General features: G+C 41.4%; 21 protein-coding genes. 11 read left to right on the forward strand and 10 right to left on the reverse strand.

Annotated elements, in window-relative coordinates:
* Window positions 1-119: 119 nt before the first annotated feature.
* Together BCU91_RS15080 and BCU91_RS15085 are read left to right on the forward strand one after the other, a co-directional pair.
* Window positions 120-2,768: a parallel beta-helix domain-containing protein gene (locus tag BCU91_RS15080; RefSeq protein ID WP_102531812.1), complete on the forward strand. Its 2,649-nt coding sequence runs from the start codon at window positions 120-122 to the stop codon at window positions 2,766-2,768.
* A gap of 104 nt (window positions 2,769-2,872) precedes the next feature.
* Complete coding sequence (locus tag BCU91_RS15085) at window positions 2,873-4,081, forward strand: SO2930 family diheme c-type cytochrome (RefSeq protein WP_102531813.1); 1,209 nt, start codon at window positions 2,873-2,875, stop codon at window positions 4,079-4,081.
* A gap of 69 nt (window positions 4,082-4,150) precedes the next feature.
* Here the strand turns inward: BCU91_RS15085 and BCU91_RS15090 are convergent, their stop codons facing one another.
* The 3 genes from BCU91_RS15090 to BCU91_RS15100 all read right to left on the reverse strand — a co-directional run bounded on the left by BCU91_RS15090 (window position 4,151) and on the right by BCU91_RS15100 (window position 8,863).
* Complete coding sequence (locus tag BCU91_RS15090) at window positions 4,151-5,173, reverse strand: helix-turn-helix transcriptional regulator (RefSeq protein WP_102531814.1); 1,023 nt, start codon at window positions 5,171-5,173, stop codon at window positions 4,151-4,153.
* Between the two features lie 21 nt (window positions 5,174-5,194).
* On the reverse strand, window positions 5,195-6,208 hold the full coding sequence (gene sohB, locus BCU91_RS15095) for a protease SohB (RefSeq protein ID WP_198590481.1): 1,014 nt from the start codon (window positions 6,206-6,208) through the stop codon (window positions 5,195-5,197).
* 120 nt (window positions 6,209-6,328) lie between these two features.
* On the reverse strand, window positions 6,329-8,863 hold the full coding sequence (locus tag BCU91_RS15100) for a VolA/Pla-1 family phospholipase (RefSeq protein WP_102531816.1): 2,535 nt from the start codon (window positions 8,861-8,863) through the stop codon (window positions 6,329-6,331).
* Between the two features lie 260 nt (window positions 8,864-9,123).
* Here BCU91_RS15100 and BCU91_RS15105 point away from each other — a divergent pair, with 260 nt between their 5' ends.
* On the forward strand, window positions 9,124-9,861 hold the full coding sequence (locus tag BCU91_RS15105; RefSeq protein ID WP_102440535.1) for a YciK family oxidoreductase: 738 nt from the start codon (window positions 9,124-9,126) through the stop codon (window positions 9,859-9,861).
* A 74-nt stretch (window positions 9,862-9,935) separates the two neighbouring features.
* Here BCU91_RS15105 and BCU91_RS15110 read toward each other — a convergent pair whose 3' ends face one another.
* The 6 genes from BCU91_RS15110 to pspA form a co-directional block, all read right to left on the reverse strand.
* Window positions 9,936-10,283, reverse strand: a complete 348-nt coding sequence (locus BCU91_RS15110; RefSeq protein ID WP_076536941.1) for a helix-hairpin-helix domain-containing protein — start codon at window positions 10,281-10,283, stop codon at window positions 9,936-9,938.
* 178 nt (window positions 10,284-10,461) lie between these two features.
* Window positions 10,462-11,553: a TIGR01620 family protein gene (locus BCU91_RS15115; protein WP_102531817.1), complete on the reverse strand. Its 1,092-nt coding sequence runs from the start codon at window positions 11,551-11,553 to the stop codon at window positions 10,462-10,464.
* A gap of 1 nt (window position 11,554) precedes the next feature.
* Complete coding sequence (locus tag BCU91_RS15120) at window positions 11,555-13,009, reverse strand: YcjX family protein (protein ID WP_102440533.1); 1,455 nt, start codon at window positions 13,007-13,009, stop codon at window positions 11,555-11,557.
* 138 nt (window positions 13,010-13,147) lie between these two features.
* Window positions 13,148-13,543 carry an envelope stress response membrane protein PspC gene (pspC, locus tag BCU91_RS15125; protein WP_076536947.1) on the reverse strand — a complete coding sequence of 132 codons (396 nt, stop codon included), beginning with the start codon at window positions 13,541-13,543 and terminating at the stop codon, window positions 13,148-13,150.
* Window positions 13,530-13,769, reverse strand: a complete 240-nt coding sequence (gene pspB / locus BCU91_RS15130) for an envelope stress response membrane protein PspB (protein ID WP_102440532.1) — start codon at window positions 13,767-13,769, stop codon at window positions 13,530-13,532. The genes pspC and pspB overlap by 14 nt, the downstream gene beginning before the upstream one ends.
* Window positions 13,770-13,788: 19 nt before the next feature.
* Window positions 13,789-14,484: a phage shock protein PspA gene (pspA, locus tag BCU91_RS15135; RefSeq protein WP_076536951.1), complete on the reverse strand. Its 696-nt coding sequence runs from the start codon at window positions 14,482-14,484 to the stop codon at window positions 13,789-13,791.
* Between the two features lie 178 nt (window positions 14,485-14,662).
* Between pspA and pspF the strand changes: the two genes are divergently transcribed.
* The 7 genes from pspF (at window position 14,663) to fabV (ending at window position 22,453) form a co-directional block, all read left to right on the forward strand.
* Entirely contained in the window at window positions 14,663-15,760 is a 1,098-nt protein-coding gene (pspF, locus tag BCU91_RS15140) for a phage shock protein operon transcriptional activator (protein WP_102440531.1), read from the forward strand.
* A 71-nt stretch (window positions 15,761-15,831) separates the two neighbouring features.
* On the forward strand, window positions 15,832-17,460 hold the full coding sequence (locus tag BCU91_RS15145) for an ABC transporter substrate-binding protein (RefSeq protein WP_102531818.1): 1,629 nt from the start codon (window positions 15,832-15,834) through the stop codon (window positions 17,458-17,460).
* Window positions 17,460-18,491, forward strand: a complete 1,032-nt coding sequence (locus BCU91_RS15150) for an ABC transporter permease subunit (protein WP_102531819.1) — start codon at window positions 17,460-17,462, stop codon at window positions 18,489-18,491. The genes BCU91_RS15145 and BCU91_RS15150 overlap by 1 nt, the downstream gene beginning before the upstream one ends.
* Window positions 18,478-19,368 carry an ABC transporter permease subunit gene (locus BCU91_RS15155; protein WP_102440528.1) on the forward strand — a complete coding sequence of 297 codons (891 nt, stop codon included), beginning with the start codon at window positions 18,478-18,480 and terminating at the stop codon, window positions 19,366-19,368. The genes BCU91_RS15150 and BCU91_RS15155 overlap by 14 nt, the downstream gene beginning before the upstream one ends.
* 3 nt (window positions 19,369-19,371) lie before the next feature.
* Complete coding sequence (locus tag BCU91_RS15160) at window positions 19,372-20,379, forward strand: oligopeptide/dipeptide ABC transporter ATP-binding protein (protein ID WP_102531820.1); 1,008 nt, start codon at window positions 19,372-19,374, stop codon at window positions 20,377-20,379.
* The gene (locus BCU91_RS15165) at window positions 20,360-21,145 is read left to right on the forward strand and encodes an ATP-binding cassette domain-containing protein (protein WP_076536964.1); all 786 of its coding nucleotides are present in this window, start codon (window positions 20,360-20,362) and stop codon (window positions 21,143-21,145) included. The genes BCU91_RS15160 and BCU91_RS15165 overlap by 20 nt, the downstream gene beginning before the upstream one ends.
* Before the next feature lie 105 nt (window positions 21,146-21,250).
* Complete coding sequence (fabV, locus tag BCU91_RS15170) at window positions 21,251-22,453, forward strand: enoyl-ACP reductase FabV (protein WP_102440525.1); 1,203 nt, start codon at window positions 21,251-21,253, stop codon at window positions 22,451-22,453.
* 164 nt (window positions 22,454-22,617) lie between these two features.
* Here fabV and BCU91_RS15175 read toward each other — a convergent pair whose 3' ends face one another.
* Window positions 22,618-24,393 carry a flavocytochrome c gene (locus BCU91_RS15175; protein WP_102440524.1) on the reverse strand — a complete coding sequence of 592 codons (1,776 nt, stop codon included), beginning with the start codon at window positions 24,391-24,393 and terminating at the stop codon, window positions 22,618-22,620.
* Between the two features lie 336 nt (window positions 24,394-24,729).
* Between BCU91_RS15175 and BCU91_RS15180 the strand changes: the two genes are divergently transcribed.
* Window positions 24,730-25,764: a porin gene (locus tag BCU91_RS15180; protein ID WP_102531821.1), complete on the forward strand. Its 1,035-nt coding sequence runs from the start codon at window positions 24,730-24,732 to the stop codon at window positions 25,762-25,764.
* Window positions 25,765-25,969 lie beyond the last annotated feature (205 nt).

Consider the following 25,969-nt stretch of genomic DNA (forward strand, 5'->3'; position numbering starts at 1 on the left):
CACATTGATTAACAAGTGTCCTCCAAGGCATGTTGAACAACATACGAATAAATCGTATCCACTCCTTTGGGGCGTATAACGCTGGAGTAGGACATAAATAATAAAAAGCAGGAGATGCTATGTTCAACAAGACAAAGCCTTGGCTGGTACCTACACTTGTAGCAACAGCTGTCACAATCAGTTTAGCGGGCTGCGGCTCAGATGATAACGATTCACAGATCACCGAAACCCCACCCGTTGTTCAACCACCAGCAGAAACCGGTCCCACCTTCCCTGAAGGTGCCATCATGGTCGAAGCGGGTGATAACCTCACTATCAGTATTCAAGAAGCATTAATCAACGCCCAAAGTAATGACGTTATCGTATTACCCAAAGGTAACTTCAAAATAGAATCAACCTTACTGTTTGATGGTGATGTAGACGGCGACGGCAGTTTTGCCAAAAATATTACCATTATGGGTTACGGCCAAGATGAAACCGTGTTGGATTTTTCTGAGGCCAATTCGGGTGATGGTATTTTTGTTCAAAATGCCATGAACATTATTATTCAAGACTTATCCGTTAACGAAGCCAAAAATAACGGTATTAAACTCAAAAATACCAATGGCATTATTTTAAGAAGATTGGCAACCATTTGGGAAGGCGAACTTGATGAAGGCAACGGTGCTTATGGTTTGTATCCTGTAGAGTGTGAAAACATTCTTATTGAAGATACCTATGTTCGCGGTAGTGCTGATGCCGGTATTTACGTTGGCCAATCCCAATATATTGTAGTGCGCCGCAATATCGCTAAAGAAAACGTCGCCGGCATTGAAATTGAAAACTCTAAATATGCCGACGTTTACGATAACGAGGCCATGGGTAATACCGGCGGTATTTTAGTCTTCGATTTACCGATTAATAACCATAGATATGGTTCAAGCGTACGTATTTTTAATAACAAGGTTTACGATAATAATACCTTGAATTTTGCTAACGCATCATCAAACCCAGCAGGGGTACATATTGTGCCACCCGGAACTGGGGTGATTGTGTTATCCACTGACGATGTAGAAATTTTTAATAATGAAATTACAAACCACGACACGGTTGGCTTAACTATTTCGAGCTTCTTTATTGCTGAGCCCGATATCAGTACTTTTGTGGGTAATTATGGTCAACCAGGCCAAGCTATTGATGATGGCTGGCGTCCAACACCGCGTAATATCTCCATTCATGACAACGTGATCAGCGATTATGGCACTAAGCCAAAAGGCTATTTAATTAAAGATATCATCACCGCTTATGTATTAACCCACGGCGCATTACCGGGGATTTTATATGATGGTTTAGGTGAGATGTTCTCTAACAACGGCACCGCGGCCTATTTAGGTTTACAGGAGTTACCTTTTGCAGCCGATGGCAGTGATAACGTGTGTGCGCAAAATAATGGTGAGGTAAGTATTGGCCGTTTATATGCCAATAATAATACCGATGCCAGTATTGCCGATGTGCTTTATGAAAAAACGCAAATGGACTTAATGAACTGCGCCCAAGTGAGCCTACCTGTTCATACCGTTACCTTTGGTGATGAGATATTTGGCTGTGGTGTTGATGATGATACCGCAGGTTGTGATGGCGGCACTTTAATCGGTGGCGGTGGCTCTATTGGTGAAGGTGAAGGCGGCCTTGAAGGCGATGGTGATTTAGCCTTATGTGAAGCCAGTGGTGATAATGTCAGCTGGGATGCACTACTAAAAGCTAACTGCCCTAACCTGTCTGATTATAATCTATTTGCAGATATGGCTAATCCAACCGATGGACCAAACTCGGGTGGCTTACCTTATGATCTTAATACGCCATTATTTACCGATCATGCCAGTAAATATCGCTTTGTGTATTTACCTGATGGCACTAAAGCCGACTACAGCGAAAATGAATCATTCGACTTCCCTGTGGGAACCGTGATCAGTAAAACCTTTGCTTTACCAACAAACACTAATAATCGTGGATTTGCAAACGAGGATTTAATTGAAACACGATTACTGATCCATCGTGACACTGGCTGGACAGCGCTGCCTTATGTTTGGAAAGCCGATAAATCCGATGCTGTTATTGCTAAAGCGGGCGCGATTCAAGGAAAAACCATTACTCACAAAGGCGCTGAATTGGCATTTGATTACGTCGTACCCAGCATGAATCAATGTAAGCAATGTCATCAATTTAAAGCCGGTGAAGACAGTAATGCGGTATTTATGCCCATTGGACCTAAAGCTCGTCACCTTAATAAAACTTACCCATATGCTGATGGAGCAATGAATCAACTCGCGAAATGGCAAGCGGCAGGTATTTTACAAGGCGTGCCAGAATTAGACACTGTCCCTATGGTGCCAAAATTCCAAGATGGCGATGAAGCAAATATTGATTCTATGTCGGATACTGAGCTTATGGCCGTTGCTAAAGGCTACTTAGATATTAACTGTGCCCATTGTCATCGACCTGAAGGTAATGCCTCTAACACAGGCTTAAAGCTTGAGTACTGGCGCAGTTATGATGAAGATGCAGGATTTTCTCATGGTACTTGTAAGTCACCTGTTGCTTATGGCGGCGGCAGCTTAGGTTTTGATGTGGTTCCGGGTAATCCTGAAGAGTCAATCTTACATTTCCGTATGGAAACCAATGAACCTGGCGATCGTATGCCTGAAATTGGCCGTAGCTTGTCCCATGATGAAGGTGTTGCACTCATCAACGAGTGGATTAAGCGATTACCTGCAGCATCATGCTCCTAAGTAAGCTTTAACCCATGTAATTTAACACGGGTTATATCAAACCAAATAAGCCGGGGAAACTCGGCTTTTTCATCGTACATTCTATTCATACAAGGATGTCATCAATGTTTGTTTTTAAAGCCCATCAAATACTTGTTATTAGTTTATGTTTGTCGCTAATAGCCTGCGGCGGCTCTGACTCAAAAGAGAATAATAACGATAACAATATCCTTGATACGCCAACGCCACCTGTAGCAGTACCAGAGGATCCCGAGACAGCGCCAGATGAGCTATGTTTACAAAACAATAGCGAAGTGAATTGGCCCGCATTAATGAGCGCAGATTGTGACAATCTAGCGGATTACAGCTTGTTTATCGACCCAAGCAAACCAACTGAATCACCACGAAGCCCAGGTATGCTTTACCAACTATCTACTGAGTTATTTTCCAATTACGCCAGTAAATATCGGTTTGTTTTTTTACCTGATGATCAAGCAATCAGCTTTCAAGCCCAAAGCCAATTCGAATTACCCGTTGGTAGTGTATTAGTTAAAAGCTTTGCGTTACCTTTTGATACCCAAAATAGTGGCGCAGATAATGAGAAATTAATCGAAACACGGCTATTAATCCATCGAGAAACGGGCTGGACAGCATTAGCCTACCAATGGCTTCAAGGCCAAGCTAAACTTGTTATCGCTAGCGCGAATGTGGCCCACACCATGAATAATCAGGGCGAATCGATTAGTTTTGATTATCACATTCCCAGCAAAGCTGAATGTAAAATTTGCCATCAAGTTAATGAGCAAGGAAGCAGCAACATAAAGCCTATTGGACTTAAAGCCCATTTATTAAACCGCCAAATAACAGACAGTAACAACACCCCCATTAATCAACTGACTCAGTGGGCACAGCAAGGCCAGTTAATAAACTTACCCGCGCTTAACAGCGTTGCACAATCTTTTGCCATTAATGATGAAACAGCAGAATTAACCAGCCGCGCTAAAGGCTATCTCGATGTGAATTGCGCCCATTGTCATAGCGCAGAGGGCTTTGCCAGCATTTCAGGCCTCAGACTTGAGTATCATATTGATCATACTTCATTTGAGTATGGCGTTTGTAAGCAGCCACCAGGTTGGGATGGCGGTCCTAATGGGCTTGCTTATGACATTGTTCCTGGCAATGGCGAGCGCTCTATTGTGCATTATCGACAAACACTGTTAAGCCCTAAAGATAGAATGCCGCCCATTGGCCGAGAAATGACCCACATTGAAGGCGCTGATTTAATTAAACGCTGGATTGATGACATGGCTATCACCATTGCAACGTGCAGTTAAATTAGCTGTAGCAGAGTGCACCGTTAAATAATGAATGATTAAGCAATGAAATAGGAAAACTAAAGACTGTTAACTGACAAGATTAAGCTTTAAGAAGTGACCGGGTGGATAGCCAAGCCAATGCTTAAAGCTTTGTCTGAAATGGCTAACATCGCCATAACCGAGCACTTCAGATATGTCTTCTGCACTCAACTCATTTGCTAAAATTAAATTTATCGCTGCTTGGCAGCGCACTTGATCCACCAGCTTTTGATAACTGGTTCCCGCAGCCGATAGTTTTCGGCGTAAACTTCGGGCGCTCATATGGTGTTTTTCTGCCAATTGTTCAAGCTTGGGTGGCTTAGGCATGCATAGGCGAATATCTGTCAGCAGCGGCTCAATAAATGACACGCCATCTGGCACCGAAGCGGCTAAGGCAAGGTGGTCAAATTGATAACTTAGCGGTGTATTGAGTATAGCAATATCAATACCCCACTCATAGAAATCACAATCAAACACAATTTTAGCGCCGGTTTCTGCACTTAAAAACTCAGTGTTACATTGAGGCTCTGCCATATGAATTTCATCAATAACCACAGTTGAAGCCACTAACTGCCTTGCTGCGCCTAATAACGCGCAAACACTGTGCTGAAATTGAAAAGCAAACTTTTGGGCGTTAGCTTTTCCGGTATTGAGCCACCTTATCCATAATCTAGTCTCATCAAAACGAATAACAGTATCAGCAAAGCTACCCGCTAAATCAGGGTTTTTGATCACAAACAGTAGGCATTGATTTAAGGTGGTAAATTTATCAAAGAAAGGCAGTAACACATCAAGACTGGCAATTTGATAACTGGCGCCCAATCGAGCGCCAATTTCAGGATCTGGCGAGGTCGTTCTTAACACTTCCATGGCATACTCAACCTGCCATACATAAACAAACTGCATGGCGTTGAGTTCTTGCGGCCCTAAGCCAATTTTTAAATAGATATCAGTAGCGACAACGTCGCCAAGATGCAGTTCAATAAAGTTAAGCAAATTCCGTAGTTCAAAGGCAGGGTAACATTGATCCCCTACCATCATATTTGCCTTGTAGCCTAATTCTCTTTGCATCGATACCCTATTCTAAATGGCTTATTTAACAGCGTTATCACGCTCCATCAAACGGTTTAATACACTATCAACCGATAAAGAAGCGCCATGGGCAATTTTATCAGCCAGTTTCTTTTTCATTTGATATTTAATTTTAATGACTTGGTGTTTTTTGGCTAACTCAAGCACCACATCATCACTGGTAGAAATAGCATCAACTAAGCCTAATTCAATCGCTTGTTGACCGTACCAATGCTCGCCGGTTGCGACTTTTGCAATATCCATATCTGGACGGTACTTACTGACAAACTGTTTAAATAACACATGGGTTTCTTCCAACTCTTGTTGGAACTTTTCACGACCTTCATCAGTATTTTCACCAAACACGGTTAAAGTCCGCTTAAAGTCACCAGCGGTATGCTGCTCGTAATCAATATCGTGTTTTTTAAGTAAACGGCTAAAGTTTGGTAATTGGGCAACAACACCAATTGAACCCACAATCGCAAATGGCGCGGCAACAATTTTGTTCGCAACACAGGCCATCATATAACCGCCACTGGCTGCCACTTTATCAATACAGATAGTCAGTGGGATATTGGCTTGCTTCAAGCGGTCTAACTGGCTAGAGGCTAAACCATAGCCGTGCACCATTCCGCCGCCGCTTTCAACATTCACTAACACTTGATCGTTTTCATCAGCAACGGTTAATACCGCAGTAATTTCTTCTCTTAATGAGGCGACTTCACCTGCATCAATACTGCCTTTAAAATCGATAACAAATACTTTTGATTTTGGCGTGTCTTCTTTTTCAGCCGCTTTTTCATCAGCTTTTAGTTTTTTCTCATAAGCTTTAAATTGCTTTTTAGACAGCAGCTCTTGCTTTAATTCTTTCTCAAGTTCCTTTAGCTCATCAGTAACATCAGTAAGCTTTAACTCACCCTTTTCAGTTTTATGTTTAATACTGCTTGCTAAAACCACAATAACAACGGCAAGAATTGCAACGACAATAGTGACGGCTTTCGCTAGAAACATGCCGTACTCGGATAAAAACTCCAAAATAAACTCCAAATGGGAAACGTTAATTGCCGTTATCTTAGCAGGAAGTTAAACCCGGTAGACAATAAAAACCCAGCAAATGCTGGGTTTTTAATCAAAAGATTAAATTATTAATCTCTATTACTCACATGCTTGAAGCACTTCGTCGTTATCAACCAAAATCGTTGCTGCACCTAAGCCTGCTGACTTAGCAAAACCAGCAACTTGTGTCTGCATTTCTACTGTTGCTGCGCCAGCCATACCGTCAGTCACACCATCAATTTCAGCTGGGCTTACTATTGAACTGTGATGACCTTTACTAAAGCGAACGGCACCAGAACCTGCATTATTTGAACTTACACAATCTAAGCCCATCGCTGCAATTAACGGCTCTGTTCCTGATAATGGGAAGCCTTCAACCTGATTAGGTAATACTCGGTCAGATAAGTTACCCGCACCATCACCTACAACTTCAATTAAATGAACCGGTAGTTGTGTATCAGCTAACATTGACGCATGGTTAATTGGGTCAGCTGAATCAACCGCCGTTTGCACAGCAAAGGCAAATGTTGGAATAAACTCAGCATATACAGCTTGCACTAACGCAGCGTACTCAGGTGTACCAGGTTCAAAATCACCCACATTAGCTTCATCAACTAATGCCATAAATACAGGCGATGTTGTCACATTTTCAAATAGTACCGGAGCGAATGTTTCAGAGCCCACAAACGAGCCGGCTAAACCACCAGATGGCGCTACTAGAGAAGCTGCATTAATGCCATAAGCATTGGGTAATGCGCTACCGTCAGCAGGATTAACTAAACCAGTAGATGCATAAGTTGCAAAAGTAGAACCGACAATGCCACCTAAACTTAGACCTTGAGCACTGATCTTGCTGATATCAAATACTTGTGGTCCTAATTGACCCTCTGCACCTGCGATAGTCGTATATAAACCAGTCAATAATAAACGTAGCGCCAAATGATCCATAGTTGCTTGGCGGAAATTATCTCTAACCGTTAGCGTGCTTGCGATGTTAACGAATACTAATGGATTTCCGTATTTGAAAGCGTCAGGTTGTCCAATTACTTTCCCGTAAGAAGGATCAGATGCTGAAATAATATATGAACCAGTTCCGTCATCCCCATAAGAACGTGCACCATGTAGAGGCATATCAATAGCAATTGTCGCAATACCTAAAGCTGCATAAGAACCGGCATAAGCTAGTGCCATTTCTTTACCTCCACCTAAACCATGTAAGGCAATATTCGTTGGCCACCCGTTTGACGGAGGTGTAAAGGTTGAACCTTGAGATGCTTGAAAAGCAGCAACTTTAGCGGCATTTGGTAATGCAATTAATACAGGTACAGTTTCCATTCTCATTAATTCGGGTATAGGATTAAATTTGGTTAAATGCTTCGTTGGATCAGCATCAGCCCTATTACCGTCTGCATCAGCATCTAACAACCAGGTTTTACCTGCCATTAATGCTGGATTTTGCAATGCCGCCACAGGGTCAACACCTTGTGCAACCGCTTGTTGGCCAAAGTTAGCTTGGCTCATTGTCCCAGATTGGAGCGCTAATAAAACTGATACAGGGCTATCACCTTTCGCAAACCAACGACCATTTGGTGCACTAGGCACACCATCAACTATTGGAAAGTCACAAGTAACCGATGAACAGTTCCCGTAAAAAGGTAGTTGAATTGTAGCGGTATAAACATCTGCTAAATCAGATACCACAAAAGCAGCACCATCTTCAGGTGTGAGACCTGCAGCTTGTGCAACAGTGTAACCTGCTGGAGTCGGTAATTGTACAAATGATGGCTGATAATTAGGATCTCCAGCCATCAACAATTTGCTGGTTTCATATACATCTGCAACAGACTGAGTGGTAAACAAACTGGAATAAGTAATGGTCTCAGCATCTACGCCATGTTCTGCAGCTAAGCCTTTTTCATAACTATTAACTAAACCTTGTACTAAAAGTTGTGAGTCGGTTTCTAAAGGCTTAGTGTCGATATCAAGTTTTAATAAGGTATATGAACTTGATGGTTCAACGGCGCGGCCTGCAGAGTCTTGAACTAATGTGGTGGTAGCGTAGATGTAAGATTGATTTGCTTTAAGTGGTTTTAGCGGCACTATGGCAATTTTATTGCCTGAAGCTAATGCCACAAAATCAACACCAAATTGCAGTTCAGCACCTACTTTACATGCAGATAAAGAGGGCTCATCGCTACATTCAGGATCAGATGATAAAGCGCCGCCAACAGTTGCTTCAAATAATCTTACTGCACCAGGTTGAGAAACAGAAGCTTCATCAAGGGTGAGCATTGCACCATCAGAATCGGTTGCTAGAGCTACCGTTAGAGAAATTGGTGAAGAAGTTGACCAACCATCTAATGCCCCCAAAGCAAGTTTAGGGTCAATATAGTCAATCCCGTCTTCTCCAGGAATGTTTAGCGTACCATCAAGTGTTCCATTGAATATTAAATCGCTTGGTAAAGGAAGGTTCTCTGGATCCTTTTCAATTTCTTTAGGATCGGGATTAAACTTTACGAATGAAGAAGGTACCAGTGGTGCTACTTTTTCTTTTGTTTCGTTAGAACTATCTTCACTACAGCCGCTAAGCCCAAGAGCAGATGCAATAGCAACACCCAATATGAGTCTTTTCATCTTTTTTTCCCCAAATCTTGTTGTAATAATTTTAATTTCCCCAAAAATTGGTCACAATAGTGTAAACGCATGACCATAAGGACATATTTTTGTCCTTAACTCATCTCAAGTTAACGTAAAATTATAGAGTTAGCCACAAATTTGTTACAAAGAAACATACTATTCACTAACAAATATAAGTCAATTGTTTAAAACGTTCGTTTACCTTTTGTTCGAAACGAGATTTGACATGCTTTTACAGTCCAAGGAAAAATTGAATCATGTTGGAATACCAAGCTAAAAAAGATTTACTAAAAAATAAAACAATCCTGGTTACCGGCGCTGGCGCAGGTATTGGTCGCACTGCGGCGATAAACTACGCAAAACACGGCGCGACCGTTATTTTGCTAGGTAAAACAGTTAAAAAACTTGAAACGGTTTATGATGAAATAGTACAAGCTGGTTATCCCAAACCTGCTATTGTGCCATTAGATTTAAAAGGTGCCACAGAGCAAAACTATCAAGATATGGCCGAAACTATCGCTGAGCAATTCGGTCATTTAGATGGATTACTGCATAATGCCAGTTTACTTGGCGCATTAGGGCCGTTTGAACATATCGACCTTGAATCACTTGAAGATGTAATGAAAGTGAACGTCACCGCCCAAGTAATCTTAACTAAAGCCTTATTACCGATAATGCGCAGCGCACCATCAGCATCTATTGTCTTCACTTCTAGCGGTGTTGGTCGTCAAGGACGAGCTTATTGGGGACCTTATGCGTTCTCTAAATTTGCGACTGAGGGCATGATGCAAGTACTTGCCCATGAATGTGAAGGCACTAGCCTGCGTGTAAATAGTATTAACCCTGGTGCAACCCGCACTGAAATGCGCGCAAAAGCTTACCCAGGTGAAGATCCACAAACATTAAAAACCGCACAAGATATCATGCCAACCTACTTATATTTAATGGGTGAAGATTCTTTTGAAGTCAACGGTCAGCAACTTACCGCTCAGTAACCATCCATTGAATCTGTAAACTGAAAAAGGGAGCGAAAGCTCCCTTTTTTAATACCAAGTCGTCAATTGATAAATTACAAACTTATCGCTTTAGCATTTTTCTCAACCAGCTTTTCACCTATACCGGCAACTTGGGTTAATTGCTGGACATTTTTGAACTTACCATATTTATTTCGATATTCCACAATGGCTTTTGCCTTGGCTTCACCAACACCATTGAGGGCTTGTAACTGCTCTGCTGTCGCTTTATTAATATTCACCTTAGCCATCTTTGTATTGCTACTTTTCACGGCTGTGGTTTTAGACATTTCAGCTGAAGTGAGTGCTGCTGGTTTAGTGGTGTCTTTGGCGACAGCCAAACTGATACTTGCTGCTGATAACGCGCAGGTGAGCATGACGCCCATGAGTAATGGATGTTTCATTGTTAACTCCTTAAAGTCCTATTTAATAACCCGACCAACTTCCCTATCCATGGTCGGTATTTGTCAGCGTTACACCCTATTCAACAAGAAAATGATCTATTAAAAACAGGGCATTTATCGCTAACATAAAACTGTAGTAAACAATTTATTTTTTGCAAAAATAAGTAAGATTATTTTTCTACTGTTTGTTTTGCTTATTTTTATTTGTTTTCATTACACTCGCAGAAAAGCTTTTTAGTTCGCCTAACAACTGCTGATGCACTTGGCTCAATTTAGGGCGATTTTGCGCTTTAAAACTTAGCGGCCGACATAAGCTCATGGCTTGATAACCAAGTCGCGCAGTTAATAAACCTCCGCCTAAACCTTGGGCTAAACGTGCTGATAACTTTCCGGTCATTTCAACCGATAATAACTGGGTGCCTAAATCTGTTACCACTTCAGTGGTGCCAGCATAAACAATATTTAGTACGATACTTTTTATCAGTTTAATCCGGCTCCAATAGCCTAATTCAATGCCATATACATCTGCAATAACATTAACCATGCGCTGATTACGCCATAAAATAATCGCCATATCTAATACTGCTAAAGGACTCGCCGCTAACAGTAGTGCCGACTCCGCCGCAAAGCGACTTACAATTTTTTTGGCTTTTTCATCGCGTTCAGACAAAACTAATTCATCAAATAGCATCACCATTTCAGCGTCATTATGTTCAACGCTATTAATGGCTAAGTATTGCTTTTTACCTTCGGTATCTGGGTATTTTTGCAATAAGGGGCTGATGAACTTACTGGCTTCACCGCGCTGCATACTTAACGCTAAACGCTCGCCTGTGGCTTGGGTATCGGCCACATGTTTAAGCTTTATCAGTTTTTTCCACTCTGACAGGGTTATTGCCCCAGCCCACGCCATGATGATCCCCGCCACTGTCACGTAAAAACCAAATAGCCACGGGCTTTGCAGGTAGGCAGTTTGCAGCCCTTGTATGGTTTGAACGATAACCACCAGTATCAAAGCTAACAATGATAACTTGGCAAGCATTGAGATTTTTTTAGGCTTAGCGCCGAGCTTATCGATGGACTCGAGTTCATCGATGGTTTCAGGGAGTTTTGCTAAATTAGTTTCACAAATAAACTCGACATCGGTAAATGATTGTGACCCTTTAACGTCTTGATCCTTACCCGAATCAAGCGTTTCAGTATCAAACACTTGCTGCTGCTTAAGTTGAGCGTCTTCAAACTCTGTTCTCTTGCTATTATTGTTACTCATATTATTGCAACTTATCCCCCAGCAAAAACTGTAAAAGATGATCTAAGCGAATATGCTCAAAACGAGGGTCGGACATCGATGATTGTGGTAATCGAGGCGGGTTAAAAGACACGAAATTAAAGCCTTGCTTGTCCCAAAAGCTATCTTGGGGTAACCGCTGAGGCACTTCGCCTGGAAATATGGTGAGCATTTGCTGATTTTTATCTATGCCTCTGACCACTTCTTGCTCGCCACTGGTTGTTGATACCATGCCATGCTGTGTGGCTTTGATGGCGCTAATGGCCATCGTTTCGACTTCGCAGCCTTCATAGTTAGCAAAGTGCTGACTGTGTTTTAGCATATCGGTCAATAAACTTAATACATGGCTCTGTTGATCACGAGTAACCCTGTCAACCTTACTGGCGGCAAACAGTAACTTATCAATTTTAGGTGAGAACAAACGCCTTAATAAACTCGATTGTCCAAAATGAAAGCTTTCGACAATACTATTGAGTGCATTACCCATATCCTCAAATTGTGCTTTACCGCTGTTTAGGCCATTAAAGCAATCCACCAGCACCAATTGACGATCAAAACTAGCAAAATAATCCCGATAAAACGGCTTAACCACCACTGAAACATACTCTTCATAGCGACGCTTTAGCACTTGGTAATAGCTAGAGTCAGCAGCGTTTTCTAAATTGGCTAATTCATCATTACTGAGATTTATGAGTGGGAAAAAGGCCAATAAAGGGGTATCGGCAAACTCTCCAGGTAATAGCATTCGACCAGGCTGTGCAAGATAAAAGCCTTGGTTGTTAACCAAGTCGACCAGTAATGTTTGGTACAAGTCTGCAATCTGCTTTAACTTATGCTCATCAGCAGTTTCTGATAAATTGATGTTAGCTAATACACTAACAAACTGCGGATAATAGCTTGAGGCAGCTAATCGGTGCTTAACGTCAATTTGTGACTCACACCACTGGATGAAGTTTTGCTTCATCATTGGTAAATCCAATAACCACTCACCTGGGTAATCAACAATATCCACATACAAGGTGGCAGTATCAGCAAGTTTTGCCAATATGCCCTTTTGAGGACGATATTTAATCGCTAGCCTTAACTCAGAGATATTACGGGTTGATGCAGGCCAAGTTGCAGGCGACTGGGTTAATGATGTCATCGCTCCTTTATAGTCAAAACTGGCAATGGCTAAATCAGGTTGCATGGCGCGTTTAATGCCTATCAAACGATTTTCACGGCACACTTGCCACAAAGGCAATGGGTTTTGAGTTTGGCTTTTTTCTGATTGCAGCCCAGCATGGAGCATTTGATTAACCAGCCCTGTTATAAAGGCGGTTTTACCCGCCCCTGATAAACCGGTCACGGCTAAACGAACATGCCGATCGGTTGAGCGATGAACTAATTGATGAGTTTTTTGGGAAATTTTATTAATTGAACGATCAATAAAGCTCATAGTTAATCTCAAATTAAGGAATAAGCAAAATAGGGATGAAAAATATTTTCAAGTACTGATAATCAAGTCTTTACTAAAAAAACACAAGGGCGGTAAACCGCCCATTGGAATTATATGAAGATAGTCGTCTGAATCGAGTTAAAGATTATTAATTTCTCTTTTCAAATCAAAATTATCGGAAGTGACATGGCGCTCAAGTCGTTGCAGTCTAATTTCAAGTGCATAAAACTGACTATTTACATCATGTAAGGCACGTTTTGCCGGCTCTCCTGCCTGCCAAACCTTTTTCTTCACTTCAATATCTTTGTGGCCTTTGGCATGTGTTGTATCTTCAGGCTTAATATCTAATATCATCCATAAGGCGACATAGATAATAAACACAGGCCCAGAACCACCCAATAAAAATATTGAGACTACGACCACTCTGACTAACCAGGTTTCAAGATTAAAAAAGTCTGCAATCCCTGCACATACCCCAGAAATTTTGCCTGATGATGGGATGCGGTATAATGTGCGACCGTTAGCTGTGCTCATCTTTCCCCCTCCACTCTGGCGCTTCCGTATCTAAAATAGCTTCCAATGTTTCAATACGTCGGCCCATTTTTTCAGCTTGGGCAATTAATTCATTCAATTGTGTAAACTCTTCTTCAGTGAGCCCCTGACTCACTTGTCGCTTACTGCGATAATGAAGAATCAACCAAATAGGTGCCACAATAACTAAAAATATAATGATTGGGGCAATAAGAAGATCCATATCCATAACTCACCTCTGAAAAAGTTTACTTGTCTGATTTAGTTTTTGATTTAGGTTGCGATTTAGCTTTCACTTTCGCTTTTAATGCTTCAAGTTCGTCATTGACTGAATCTTCAGCTTCAAGTGCCGCAAACTCATCAGCAAGGCTACCCTTTTTACCAATATCATAAGCTTCAACTTGTGACTCTAAACCTTCAACGCGACGCTCATATTGCTCAAACTTCACCATCGCATCATCAATTTTACTTGAATCAAGCTGCTTTTTAACTTCTAAACGTGAAGTGGCAGTTTGCTTGCGCATAATAATGGTTTTTTGGCGTGCTCTGGCATCATTCAGTTTTTCTTGTAACTGTTCAACTTCATGTTTAAGACGAGCAATGTGCTCTTCTACTACTTGAAGTTCCATCTCAAGGGTTTCTAATAATGAAACCGTTTTTTGTTTTTCAATTAGCGCAGCTTTTGCTAAGTCTTCTCTATCTTTCGATAAAGCTAATTCAGCTTTAGCTTGCCAATCAATCACTTGCTCTTGAACTCGGCTAATGCGTCTTAGTAATTCTTTCTTTTCTGCTAATACTTTTGCAGAAGTAGAGCGTACTTCAACTAACGTGTCTTCCATTTCCTGAATGATCAGGCGTACCATTTTTTCTGGATCTTCAGCTTTATCAAGTAAAGCACTGATGTTCGAATTAATGATATCTGCAAAGCGTGAGAAGATTCCCATAATGTGTCCCTCAAAAATATTGTTAATGTCGAAGTTTACTATTCACGAGTTGTGCCAACTTTTAAAAAACCAGACAATTCAACATCATAACCAAAATATTAACTTTTTCTTTCTTTTAATGCCGCAGCCCACTATTATGATTTTCACCACTTGTTAGCGTAATAGACTAAAAATTACAGTGACTAAACAATTTGAGCAAGACAATCTTATCGGACAATCTAATGCTTTGTTAGAGGTATTAGAACATGTTTCTAAAGTTGCCCCACTTTCTAAGCCGGTATTAATTATTGGTGAACGCGGCACAGGTAAAGAATTAATCGCCGAGCGGTTACACTATTTATCAGGCCGTTGGGATAAAGAGTTTATTAAATTAAACTGCTCTTCATTAAGTGAATCATTACTTGAAAGCGAACTGTTTGGCCACGAGTCTGGTGCGTTTACGGGCGCGAAAGGCAAACATGAAGGTCGCTTCGAACGCGCCGATGAAGGCACCTTATTTTTAGATGAGCTGGCCAATACCTCAGGATTAATTCAAGAGAAACTGTTACGTGTCATCGAATACGGTGAATTCGAACGAGTGGGTGGCAGTAAAACAGTTAATACCAATGTAAGGTTAATTTGTGCTGCCAATGAGGACTTACCTTCATTAGCTGAAAATGGTGAATTTAGGGCTGATTTACTGGATAGGTTAGCCTTTGATGTTATCACCCTACCGCCCCTTCGTAGCCGCACAGAAGACATCATGCCTTTAGCAGAGCATTTTGCCGTGAGCATGGCAAGGCAACTGAATTTAGATTATTTTGGCGGTTTTAGTCCAGTAGCTATAGAGCAACTCATGTCATATCGCTGGCCAGGTAATATCCGCGAACTTAAAAACGTGGTCGAACGCAGCGTCTATCGTCGAGGATCTGAAGGTGAAGAAATTGACCACATTATTGTCGATCCTTTTGCCTCTCCTTATCGACCAACATCAAGAATCAAAACTCGTGAAAGGCAGCAAACAGAGCATCAAGCTCCCGATACTTCAGTCGCGGTTCCAGTAACCGATGACTCCACTGAAAATGAAGCATCATCAGTTAGCACCAGTGCAACAGACAGAGATATTCGCTTCCCATTAGACTTTAAAGAGCATACTGAAAACTATGAGATTAACCTGCTAAAAAGTGCCTTAGCCCAAAGCCAATATAATCAAAAGAAAACCGCTGAAATATTAGGTTTAAGCTACCACCAACTGCGGGGCATTTTGAAAAAGTATAATTTACTTGAAAAGTCTTAATAGGATATTTGCTCCTAAGTTATTAACACTGCTAAAATACTTATTCAGTACCTAAATAATATGATGAAAAAATGCGTGAGACATTAAAACGCTTTAAACCTGCTGCATTACTCTGCTTGCTAAGTTTTTTAGTAACAGGTTGTGGTGAACTCAATGTCCCATCAGGTATTGTGTATTGCTCTGAGGGCAATCCTGAAACCTTTAATCCGCAATTGGTCACTTCTGGTACCACTATTGATGCCAGTTCTAATCAGTTATACAACCGCCTAATTGACTATAACAATGACTCATCTGATTTTATGGCTGCGCTGGCAACCCAGTGGCGCATATCCGATGATGGCTTACGTTATCACTTTGTGTTGCGTAAAGGCGTACAGTTCCAGCACAATAATTTGTTCAAACCTTCAAGAAATTTTAATGCCGATGATGTCCTATTCTCATTTAATCGCATCATTAATCCCGCGCATCCTTTTCACTCAGTGAGCAGAACTGGCTATCCATTTTTCCAAAGTATTGATTTTTCCAACTTAGTGAGTCGAGTCGAAAAAGTAAACGATTATGAAGTGGTATTCCACTTAACCCAACCTGATGCATCATTTTTAGCTAATTTGGCCACTGATTTTGCCGTTATTCTTTCTGCCGAATATGGCGAGCAACAATGGCAGGCAGGTACCCCTGAAAATATCGATTACTTCGCCATCGGCACAGGGCCTTTTTACCTCGCAGATTATGTCAAAAATGATTTTATTCGCTATAAACGCAATACCGCATATTGGGGTAAAGCGGCTAAAATTGACCTGTTAGTTTTTGATATCACACCTAAAAGTGAGTCTAGACTGGCTAAAATCATCACTAAAGATTGCCATGTGTCTGCCCTGCCAAAGGCCAATGAACTTGCAGTAATTAAACAGCATAAACACTTAAAAGTTAACACTAAACCGGGGTTAAACGTCGGCTTTTGGGCATTTAACACTCAAAAGCCTCCTCTAGACGATGTGCGAGTTCGACTTGCCCTTGCCCATGCCATTGATAAGAAAAATATCCTTAATGTGGTTTACCATGACACCGCTGTAGAAGCGACCGGAATGCTGCCGCCAGGATCATGGGCTTATTCAGACTCATCCGACCCTAATGATTTTAATCCTGAGAAAGCTAAAAGGCTGTTAGAAGAATCAGGGGTTAATAACTTAACCTTTGATATTTGGGCGATGCCAGTGGTGCGAATTTATAATCCAAACGCCCTCAAGACCGCAGAGCTGATTCAGGCCGACTTAGCCAACATTGGGGTTAAAGTGAATATTGTCAGTTATGACTGGAGCGTGTTTACGCAAAAATTAATTAGCCAAGATTATGATTCAGTATTAATTGGTTGGAATGCTGACAATACCGATCCTGATAATTTCTTTACCCCACTACTCAGTTGCTCAGCCCTAGAATCAAATAATAACCGTTCTAAATGGTGTTCAGCTGAATTGGACGCAATACTTGCACAAGCTAAAGCTACGCCAATAAAAACCACAAGAAAGGCGCTATATCAGCAAGCTGAACAGCTCATTCATCAGCAAGTTCCCTTGGTTAATATTGCCCATGGACAAAAATTGATCCTAAAAAACATTTCAGTATCAACTAAAGATGTTAACCCCTATGGTGGAATGGCTTTCTCTAATATCGAACTAAAAACTGCGGAGAAAAAACCTTAATGTGGCGTTATTTTCTAAGACGAATTAATTTATTTTTTGCCACTTCATTGGTTATGATTGCGGTACTGTTTTTTGCCACCGGTATGTTTCCAGTTGAAAAAAACTACGCCTTAACTGGGATACAGTTCCCTAGCAGTGAGCAACAAGCACAAACCGTTGCAGACTTTAAGCTTGATAGTAACCAGCTTAGTCAATTTATCGCTTATTTAACCGAGCGATTATCAGGCAATTTAGGGATTTCGGTTAACTCACAACAAAGTGTCGCCACAGAGCTCAGTAACGTGTTACCCGCCTCTTTTGAATTGTCATTATTTGCTGGGACGATAGCAATATTTTTTGGAGTGCCACTTGGCGTATTGTCCTCATTAAGTGAAAGCAAGTCAGTCCAGCGCAGTATTTTAGCCCTAACCTTAACCGGTTACTCTATACCTGTATTCTGGCTCGGATTAACCTTGTCATTATGGTTTGGGGTAAAGCTAGAGTGGTTGCCGATCTCTGGACAAATCAATTTATTATATGAAATTGAACCCGTCACAGGTTTTATGCTGATCGATACTTTGCTATCACATGAAGCCTATCGGATCTCAGCATTTAAAGATGCCTTATTACACATCATTTTACCTGCGGTAACCTTAGCGGTATTACCTTTTACTGTCGTTATACGTATCACACGTCAAGCAATGATGACGGTTATGACCCAAACCTATATTCGCGCTGCTGAAGCCCGTGGCCTTAATACCTATAGTATTTTAATGAAACACGCCTTACCTAACGCGCTTATCCCAGTTCTTAAAGCCTTTGGCTTAATGCTTGGCTCGTTTGCCAGTTACGGCATTATTGTCGAGGTAATTTTTGCATGGCCAGGGGTGGGATCATGGCTTATTGCAGGAATATATCAGCGAGATTACACCGTGATTCAAGCAGGGATCCTTTCAGTCTCTTTGCTGATTATCTTTTTAAGCATTATGATTGATTTAGTGCATACCACTATTAACCCTATTAATAGGAAAGAACTGTATGCCAGCAATTAAAATATATCAGGATGAACACATAGCTTCACCTATGATGCAATTGTGGAAAGCATTTGCTAGTAACCCATTTGCTGTCGCAGGCCTTTGGGCGGTAATATTTTTATTACTACTGGTTGTATTGGGGCCGCTACTCGCTCCTTACCCACCAGAAATGCAAAATCCTGATGCCATATTATTACCGCCATCATGGGACGCCCTTGGACATGTTTCGCATTTTTTAGGTACCGATGATTTAGGCCGAGACTTATTCAGCCGCTTATTGCATGGGGTTAGATTAACGTTCGGCATGTCATTAATTGTGGTGCTTTGCGCCTTAATCGTCGGCTTTATTATTGGCTCCCTTTCAGGAATGATGCGTGGGTTAAAATCAAGTATTTTAGGTCATTTGCTCGATGCCTTATTATCAATTCCGTCATTATTGCTCGCCATTTTGGTTGTCGCAGTGACCGGTCCGGGGTTAATAAATGTATTTTGGGCAGTAGGCTTAGCCTTAACGCCGCAATTTGTGCGGGCAATTCACCAAGCAGTACATGAAGAGCTACAAAAAGAATACGTTATTGCCGCTAAACTTGATGGCGCCAGTCAAATACAAATCTTTTGGTATGTCATCATGCCAAACGTCTGGGAAGTGGTTATTATTCAAACGACCATTGCCATATCGGTGGCGATATTAGACATTGCCGCCTTAGGCTTTCTCAATCTTGGAGCACAAGCCCCTAGCTCAGAGTGGGGAGCGATGATTTTTCAAGGGTTAAACAGCCAATTAATTGCGCCTTGGTCGATTACCATTCCAGGTTTGGCGATCCTATTTACTGTGTTATCCATTAATTTGGTGGGTGACGGATTACGCTCGGCGCTCGCGCCGATAAGAAACTAGCCCATGCCATTACTTGATGTCAGAAATCTCACTATCGAACTCGATACCCCACAAGGCACAGTGAAGGTACTTGAGAAAGTCAGTTTAACCATTAATCCGGGTGAAATTCATGGCTTAGTTGGTGAATCAGGTTCTGGGCGTAGCTTATTAGCCAAAGCGGTACTAGGCGTTTTAGGCCCAAACTGGCGCATCATTGCCGATCGCATGATGTGGGATGGCAAAAATTTATTGGAAATGACTAAAAGGCAACGTCGCAGCTTAATGGGCAGTGATATGACCATGATTTTCCAAGACCCTTCTGGCAGTTTAGACCCGGTAAAAACTATCGGCAGTCAGTTAATTGAATCGCTCACGCCAAACAAAGCCGTGCCTTTTTGGCGCAGAGCAAAAGACACTCATTTAACCGCGCAAAAATGGCTTCATAAAGTTGGAATTAAAAAGCCCAAAGCCATTATGAAGCGCTACCCTTGGGAACTTTCTGAAGGTGCCTGCCAAAAGGTAATGATTGCTATGGCAGTAGCTAACCACCCTAAGTTATTAATCGCCGACGAACCAACGAATGCGATGGAATTAAGTACTCAAGCGCAAATATTTCGTTTGTTAGCTCAATTAAACCAACTTCAAAATGTCTCTATACTGCTAGTCAGCCATGAACTAGAAACTTTAGCAAAATGGTGCGATCGCATCAGTATTTTATACAGCGGACAAATCATGGAGTCGGGGCCCGTTAACGAATTAATCAAACAACCCTATCACCCCTATACCAAAGCATTATTCAAAAATCTGCCAGACTTTGCAGGCCAAATACGCCACAAAGCCTATTTACCAACATTGCAAGGTTCCTCGCCGTCATTGCAGCATTTGCCTGCAGGGTGCAGGCTGGGTCCTCGCTGCCCTGACGCCCAAAGAGCATGTGTTATCCAACCCAGTTTGGCCCACGAAAAAGATCGCTATTTTGCCTGCCATTTCCCGTATAACAGTGAGATAGAAGATGACAACTCCATTACTTAAAGTAAACCAGCTAAGCAAACGCTATTTTACGGGTTATAAAAGGTTCAAAGCGCAATATAATCAAGCCCTGTCACCACTATCATTTGAACTTGAGCGTGGACAAACCTTGGCTATTGTCGGTGAAGTAAGCTCAGGTAAAAGTACCTTAGCGCGAATACTGGTTGGCGCAGAGCCTCGCAGCGGTGGAGAAATATTGTTTGAAGGGGAAGCATTGGAGGCGCGAAATCTCAAACAGCGCAGCCGCTTAATTAGAATGATTTTTCAAGACCCTAACACCTCATTAAACCCGAGGTTAACCATTGGTAGCCTACTAGAAGAACCATTACGATTTAACACCACATTGAATTCAGCGGAACGAAAAGTGCGGGTGGCAGATAGACTCAGAAAAGTGGGCTTACTACCTGAACATGCCAATTTCTATCCTCATATGGTCTCTGAAGGTCAAAAACAACGTGTAGCCGTTGCTAGAGCTTTAATGTTAAACCCTAAAATCATTATCGCTGATGAAGCACTTGCCTCATTAGATTTATCAGTGCGTTCTCAAATACTTAATCTGCTGATAAAATTACAAAAAGAAATGGGGCTATCGTATATTTTTGTGACCCACAATTTGAACATTGTACGTCATTTTAGTGACAAGGTACTGGTGCTCAAAAATGGCAGCGTAGTTGAACTAGCGAGCACAGAAGAATTATTCAATCACCCACAACAAGAGTACTCTCGCCGCTTAATATCGCAGCAAACACAACTCACAGCCAAACGCTAAACTGCTCCAACCACTGAGTAATTTAGCCAAAAAACATAAAAACTAGTGCCAATTCGTCGCCTAACTATTTATCCTAGTGCGATTGTTAAAGGAAGAAACCAAATTATGATTATTAAACCTAAAACACGTGGCTTTATTTGTACAACCACTCATCCTATCGGTTGTGAAGCTAACGTCAAAGAACAAATCGAATTAACCAAAGCAAAAGGCAAAATTGCCAATGGCCCTAAAAAAGTCTTAGTGGTTGGCTCTTCAAGTGGCTACGGCTTATCTTCTCGTATTGCATCAGCGTTCGGTAGTGATGCGGCCACCATTGGTGTTTTCTTTGAAAAACCAAGCACAGAAACCAAACCAGGTACGGCCGGTTGGTACAACTCTGCCTACTTTGATAAATTCGCTAAAGCTGAAGGTTTATATTCAAAAAGCATTAACTGTGATGCATTTAGCCATGAAGCTAAACAAAAAGTCATTGAGCTTATCAAACAAGACTTAGGTCAAATTGATATGGTGGTTTACTCTTTAGCTTCTCCAGTGCGTAAATTGCCTGATACCGGTGAAGTGATCCGCTCAAGCCTTAAGCCTATCGGTGAAACTTATACCGCAACTGCGGTAGACACCAACAAAAACACCATCATCGAAACCTCGGTAGAGCCAGCAACAGAGCAAGAAATTGCTGATACCGTGACAGTGATGGGCGGTCAAGATTGGGAATTATGGATGAGCGCCTTAAGTGATGCGGGTGTATTAGCGGATAATTGTAAAACCGTGGCCTACAGCTATATTGGCACCGAGATCACTTGGCCTATCTACTGGCATGGCGCATTAGGTAAAGCCAAAATGGATTTAGACCGTGCGGCTCATAGCCTTAATGAAAAGTTAGCCAAAACAGGCGGTTCTGCCAATGTGGCTGTGCTTAAGAGTGTTGTCACTCAAGCAAGCTCTGCTATCCCGGTAATGCCTTTATACATCGCGATGGTATTTAAGAAAATGCGTGAAGAAGGCGTTCATGAAGGCTGTATGGACCAAATTTACCGTATGTTCAGCGAGCGTTTATATCGCGCTGATGGTCAAGCGGCACCAACAGATGATGAAAATCGTCTTCGTTTAGATGATTGGGAGTTACGCGAAGAAATTCAAAAACATTGCCGTGACTTATGGCCGGATGTCACCACTGAAAACCTTGCTGAACTGACTGATTACAATGAATACAAAGAAGAGTTTTTAAAACTGTTTGGTTTTGGTATTGCTGGCATCGACTATGAAGCTGACGTTAATCCAAACGTGACTTTTGATGTTATCAGCCTTTAATCCCCTAAGGTAATAAGAAAAGCCAAGTTATTATAACTTGGCTTTTTTATATCTGGTTAACTGCACAGTGACTCTTTATTTTATTAATGCGGCGTTATTAATAAAAAAAGGCCAAGTTGATGAGACTTGGCCTTTATAAGGGAATGATGAAATTTAACTAAGAGTTATTTAGTTTTTAGCGCATGCTTAGCGGCGTTTTCACCAGCTTTACGACCAAATACTACCGTATCAGCGATTGCGTTACCGCCTAGACGGTTATAACCATGAACACCACCAGTGACCTCACCAGCCGCAAACAAACCAGGCATTTTCCAGCTTTGTAGGTTCAAGATATTCGTATCGGTATCAATTGCGATCCCGCCCATAGTATGGTGAATACCAGGTGCTACTTTTACAGCGTAGTATGGCGGCGTGCTTAAGCTTAATGGCATATTGGCGCGGCCGAATGCATCATCTTTACCTGCTGCTTTATACTTGTTGTAATCCGCTGCAGTTTTCGGTAAATCAGCCATTCCGGTGATTTTTGCCAGTTCTTCAATGGTGTTGGCTTTACTTAACATACCTAAATGTTCGTAACCACGTACCATTTTCTTTTTCTCAACCAATTGCTCATCGAACACTAACCAAGCATATTGATCTTTTTGCTTTAAGATTGCATCTGATGCACGGTCACGAGTCGTTAGTTCATTAATGAAACGGTTGCCATCAGTATTGACCATAATTGCACCAACACCGCGAACGGTTTCAGAAATCAAAATACGGCTATCTTTACCTACTGTAGGATGCGCTTGAACCCAATCAATATCAGTCATTGAAGCGCCAATTTCTTTAGCAAGTAGCACACCATCACCAGTGGCTGTAACGTTATTTGAACTAGACATGTCTTTCATTGTTGGGCGGTAGTAAGCAACCATTTGCTTATTCATACCATAACCACCTGTCGCTAATACAATAGAATCAGCAGCGACCATGTTGTAGCCTGAATGACGGCCGTGAACCACCACGCCAGCAACTGATTGATCATCATTTAAGACGATTTTTTCAACTCTTGAGTTAACGCGAACTGGAATATCACGTTCTACTGCGGCTTTACGCAAGGTATCAATTAAGTGTGGACCAATTGACGCGCCACCAGAAGGTGCGTGAGTACGCTCTGCTCTTGCGCCGCCTGAACGTTTAAGCTCTGACATATCAGCACCTAAAGACTCAAGCCATGCTACAGCGCCAGCAGACTCTTCAGCCATAGTTTGCACAAGTTTAGGGTCATTTTGATAACGACCGCCTTTCATGGCATCTTCAGCATACCAATCAACAGTGTCTTCAATGCCTTTGGCTTTTTGTTGTGGTGTGCCGACAGCATTAATACCGCCTGCAGCAAGCATTGAGTTACCACCGGTATAAGGGGCTTTTTCAAATAAAACAACGTTGGCACCTGCCAATTTAGCTGAAATCGCTGCATTGAAACCGGCACTACCGCCACCAACAACAATCACATCAACCGTTTCTACAGGGCCTTTATCAATCGCTTGTTGGATTTTGTCTTGATTCCAATCACCATCCCACTTCTTCTTCGCTTTTGAATCAGCAAATGGCATTTCCATTTCAAAGTTATGACAGTTATTACAAGTCAACTCAGGTTTAGCATGGGCGGTATGACAAGAAGTACAGTTGATATCTCCTAAATGAGATGCATGAGGGTCAAACGCAAGTTCATCGTTAACTAAATCAGCATAACCACCATGACAGTCCTGACACTGGGCGTTCTCATGAGTTTGGCTATCAGTCATGCTTTTCTTGATGTCTTTCATTTTTTCTGCAACGTGACAGCTTTGACAGTCACCCATTTCAGTATGGAAAGACGCTAAGTCATTTTTTGCCATTACGCTGCCAGAAGTAAGCATCATCACTGCCACTGCCGAAGCTAAATATTTAAGTTTCATTGGTTCATACCTCTAATTATCATTTTCACAACTTGCTTTGTTGGACGATAGAATACTCATAAAGAGATAGTAAAACTTAGACATTGGTCAACATTGGCACTTGGTTAAGTTTTAATGAAACCAAATTAAAATTAACTTAAATCGCTACAAAGCCACAACATTTGTGACCCAGTTAGAATTTATCTCCATGATTCAATCCTATTATGTATATCAGGTTTACATACGCTGCAACCTCCTCAAAATTGATGATATTGAGGTTTATTAATGAATCTATTCATTAGCTAAAGCAATATAACCAATTGATAATATTACTTTAAAATAGAGATGATTAAGAAGATGAAAAAATCACTAGTTTCACTCACTGTTGTATCAACCCTATCAGCGAGCTCTTTTGCCGCATTCGCTGAGTCACCGCAGTTCTATGGCCGCTTAGAAATGGCACTAACAGGGTCTGATAACGGTTTAACAACACAAAATCAAAAATCGGGTACTGTGCTGGAAAATAACTTTTCTCGCCTAGGGGTAAAAGGCAGTGAGAAAATATATGAAAACATAGAGATTATTTATAATGTTGAAGTGCAAGTTAACGCTGCCACCAACGAAGCTGATGATGATTTATTTAAACCAAGAAACACCTATTTAGGGGTGAGAAGTGGTTTAGGTACTGTCATTGTTGGCCGAAATGATACGGTAATGAAAACCTCAAAAGGCACAGCTGAAGCATTTGCATTAACCAATGCCGCCTACAATAGAATGATTGCTGGGCAAGATCGTAAAGCTGATGGCATTACTTACTATTCACCTAAAATTGCCGATTTAGTCAGTATAAATGCCACCTATTTAGTTGATGATAATTATGATTCTAACGAGAGTCAGTACGCATTAAGCGTTACCGCTGGTGACAAAAAGCTGAAAAAACAACGTTATTACGTTGCAGCGGCTTATAACACCATTGGCGGTGTCGACGCATACCGCGGGGTTGGTCAAGTCAAAATAGGTAGTCTTAAACTAGGCGGTTTATTACAAAATACCCAAAGCCAAACCTATAGTGATAAAGAAGGTAATTCCTACTTCGTTAGCGCAATATATAACTGGAGTGGCATCAACTTTAAAGCTGAATATGGCAAGGATAAGGCCGGTTTTGGTAAGTATTTTAAAAATAATGACGTGTCTTCAGCGCAATACAAGGAAGCGACCGATGTCGATATTAACTCCTTCACTGTAGGTGCCGATTACCGTCTATCAAAATCAACGATGGTGTTTGGCCACTACGCCACCTATGAAGGTGAATATCGGGTTGCTAACACAGGCCCGACGATTGAATTAGAAGATGACAGTGTATTTACTGTAGGCGTGCGCTACGATTTCTAAGTCCAATTTTTATTTCGCGTTAATATCTGCACTTATATCGATCTAGGTCTCGCTGATAAAATATGATAAACCCATCATAAATGATGGGTTTATGCTAACAAGGTAAGACTTTTTCAAATAACTTGAACTCGTTAGCAATTCCTAAAAATAATACCAAAAGTTTACAGAGTAATATTGTCAACTCGTTATACTATTGATGAATTCA

Origin of the sequence: Shewanella sp. 10N.286.52.B9 (assembly GCF_002873635.1) — a bacterium.
Classification (GTDB): domain Bacteria; phylum Pseudomonadota; class Gammaproteobacteria; order Enterobacterales; family Shewanellaceae; genus Shewanella.

What these genes read in the sequence shown, in the direction of transcription:
- BCU91_RS15080 (WP_102531812.1), top strand. Translation starts at nt 120, where the DNA reads ATGTTCAACAAGACAAAGCCTTGGCTGGTACCTACACTTGTAGCAACA.
- BCU91_RS15085 (WP_102531813.1), top strand. Translation starts at nt 2,873, where the DNA reads ATGTTTGTTTTTAAAGCCCATCAAATACTTGTTATTAGTTTATGTTTG.
- BCU91_RS15090 (WP_102531814.1), bottom strand. Translation starts at nt 5,173, where the DNA reads ATGCAAAGAGAATTAGGCTACAAGGCAAATATGATGGTAGGGGATCAA.
- BCU91_RS15100 (WP_102531816.1), bottom strand. Translation starts at nt 8,863, where the DNA reads ATGAAAAGACTCATATTGGGTGTTGCTATTGCATCTGCTCTTGGGCTT.
- BCU91_RS15105 (WP_102440535.1), top strand. Translation starts at nt 9,124, where the DNA reads ATGTTGGAATACCAAGCTAAAAAAGATTTACTAAAAAATAAAACAATC.
- BCU91_RS15110 (WP_076536941.1), bottom strand. Translation starts at nt 10,283, where the DNA reads ATGAAACATCCATTACTCATGGGCGTCATGCTCACCTGCGCGTTATCA.
- BCU91_RS15115 (WP_102531817.1), bottom strand. Translation starts at nt 11,553, where the DNA reads ATGAGTAACAATAATAGCAAGAGAACAGAGTTTGAAGACGCTCAACTT.
- BCU91_RS15120 (WP_102440533.1), bottom strand. Translation starts at nt 13,009, where the DNA reads ATGAGCTTTATTGATCGTTCAATTAATAAAATTTCCCAAAAAACTCAT.
- pspC (WP_076536947.1), bottom strand. Translation starts at nt 13,543, where the DNA reads ATGAGCACAGCTAACGGTCGCACATTATACCGCATCCCATCATCAGGC.
- pspB (WP_102440532.1), bottom strand. Translation starts at nt 13,769, where the DNA reads ATGGATATGGATCTTCTTATTGCCCCAATCATTATATTTTTAGTTATT.
- pspA (WP_076536951.1), bottom strand. Translation starts at nt 14,484, where the DNA reads ATGGGAATCTTCTCACGCTTTGCAGATATCATTAATTCGAACATCAGT.
- BCU91_RS15145 (WP_102531818.1), top strand. Translation starts at nt 15,832, where the DNA reads ATGCGTGAGACATTAAAACGCTTTAAACCTGCTGCATTACTCTGCTTG.
- BCU91_RS15150 (WP_102531819.1), top strand. Translation starts at nt 17,460, where the DNA reads ATGTGGCGTTATTTTCTAAGACGAATTAATTTATTTTTTGCCACTTCA.
- BCU91_RS15155 (WP_102440528.1), top strand. Translation starts at nt 18,478, where the DNA reads ATGCCAGCAATTAAAATATATCAGGATGAACACATAGCTTCACCTATG.
- BCU91_RS15160 (WP_102531820.1), top strand. Translation starts at nt 19,372, where the DNA reads ATGCCATTACTTGATGTCAGAAATCTCACTATCGAACTCGATACCCCA.
- BCU91_RS15165 (WP_076536964.1), top strand. Translation starts at nt 20,360, where the DNA reads ATGACAACTCCATTACTTAAAGTAAACCAGCTAAGCAAACGCTATTTT.
- fabV (WP_102440525.1), top strand. Translation starts at nt 21,251, where the DNA reads ATGATTATTAAACCTAAAACACGTGGCTTTATTTGTACAACCACTCAT.
- BCU91_RS15175 (WP_102440524.1), bottom strand. Translation starts at nt 24,393, where the DNA reads ATGAAACTTAAATATTTAGCTTCGGCAGTGGCAGTGATGATGCTTACT.
- BCU91_RS15180 (WP_102531821.1), top strand. Translation starts at nt 24,730, where the DNA reads ATGAAAAAATCACTAGTTTCACTCACTGTTGTATCAACCCTATCAGCG.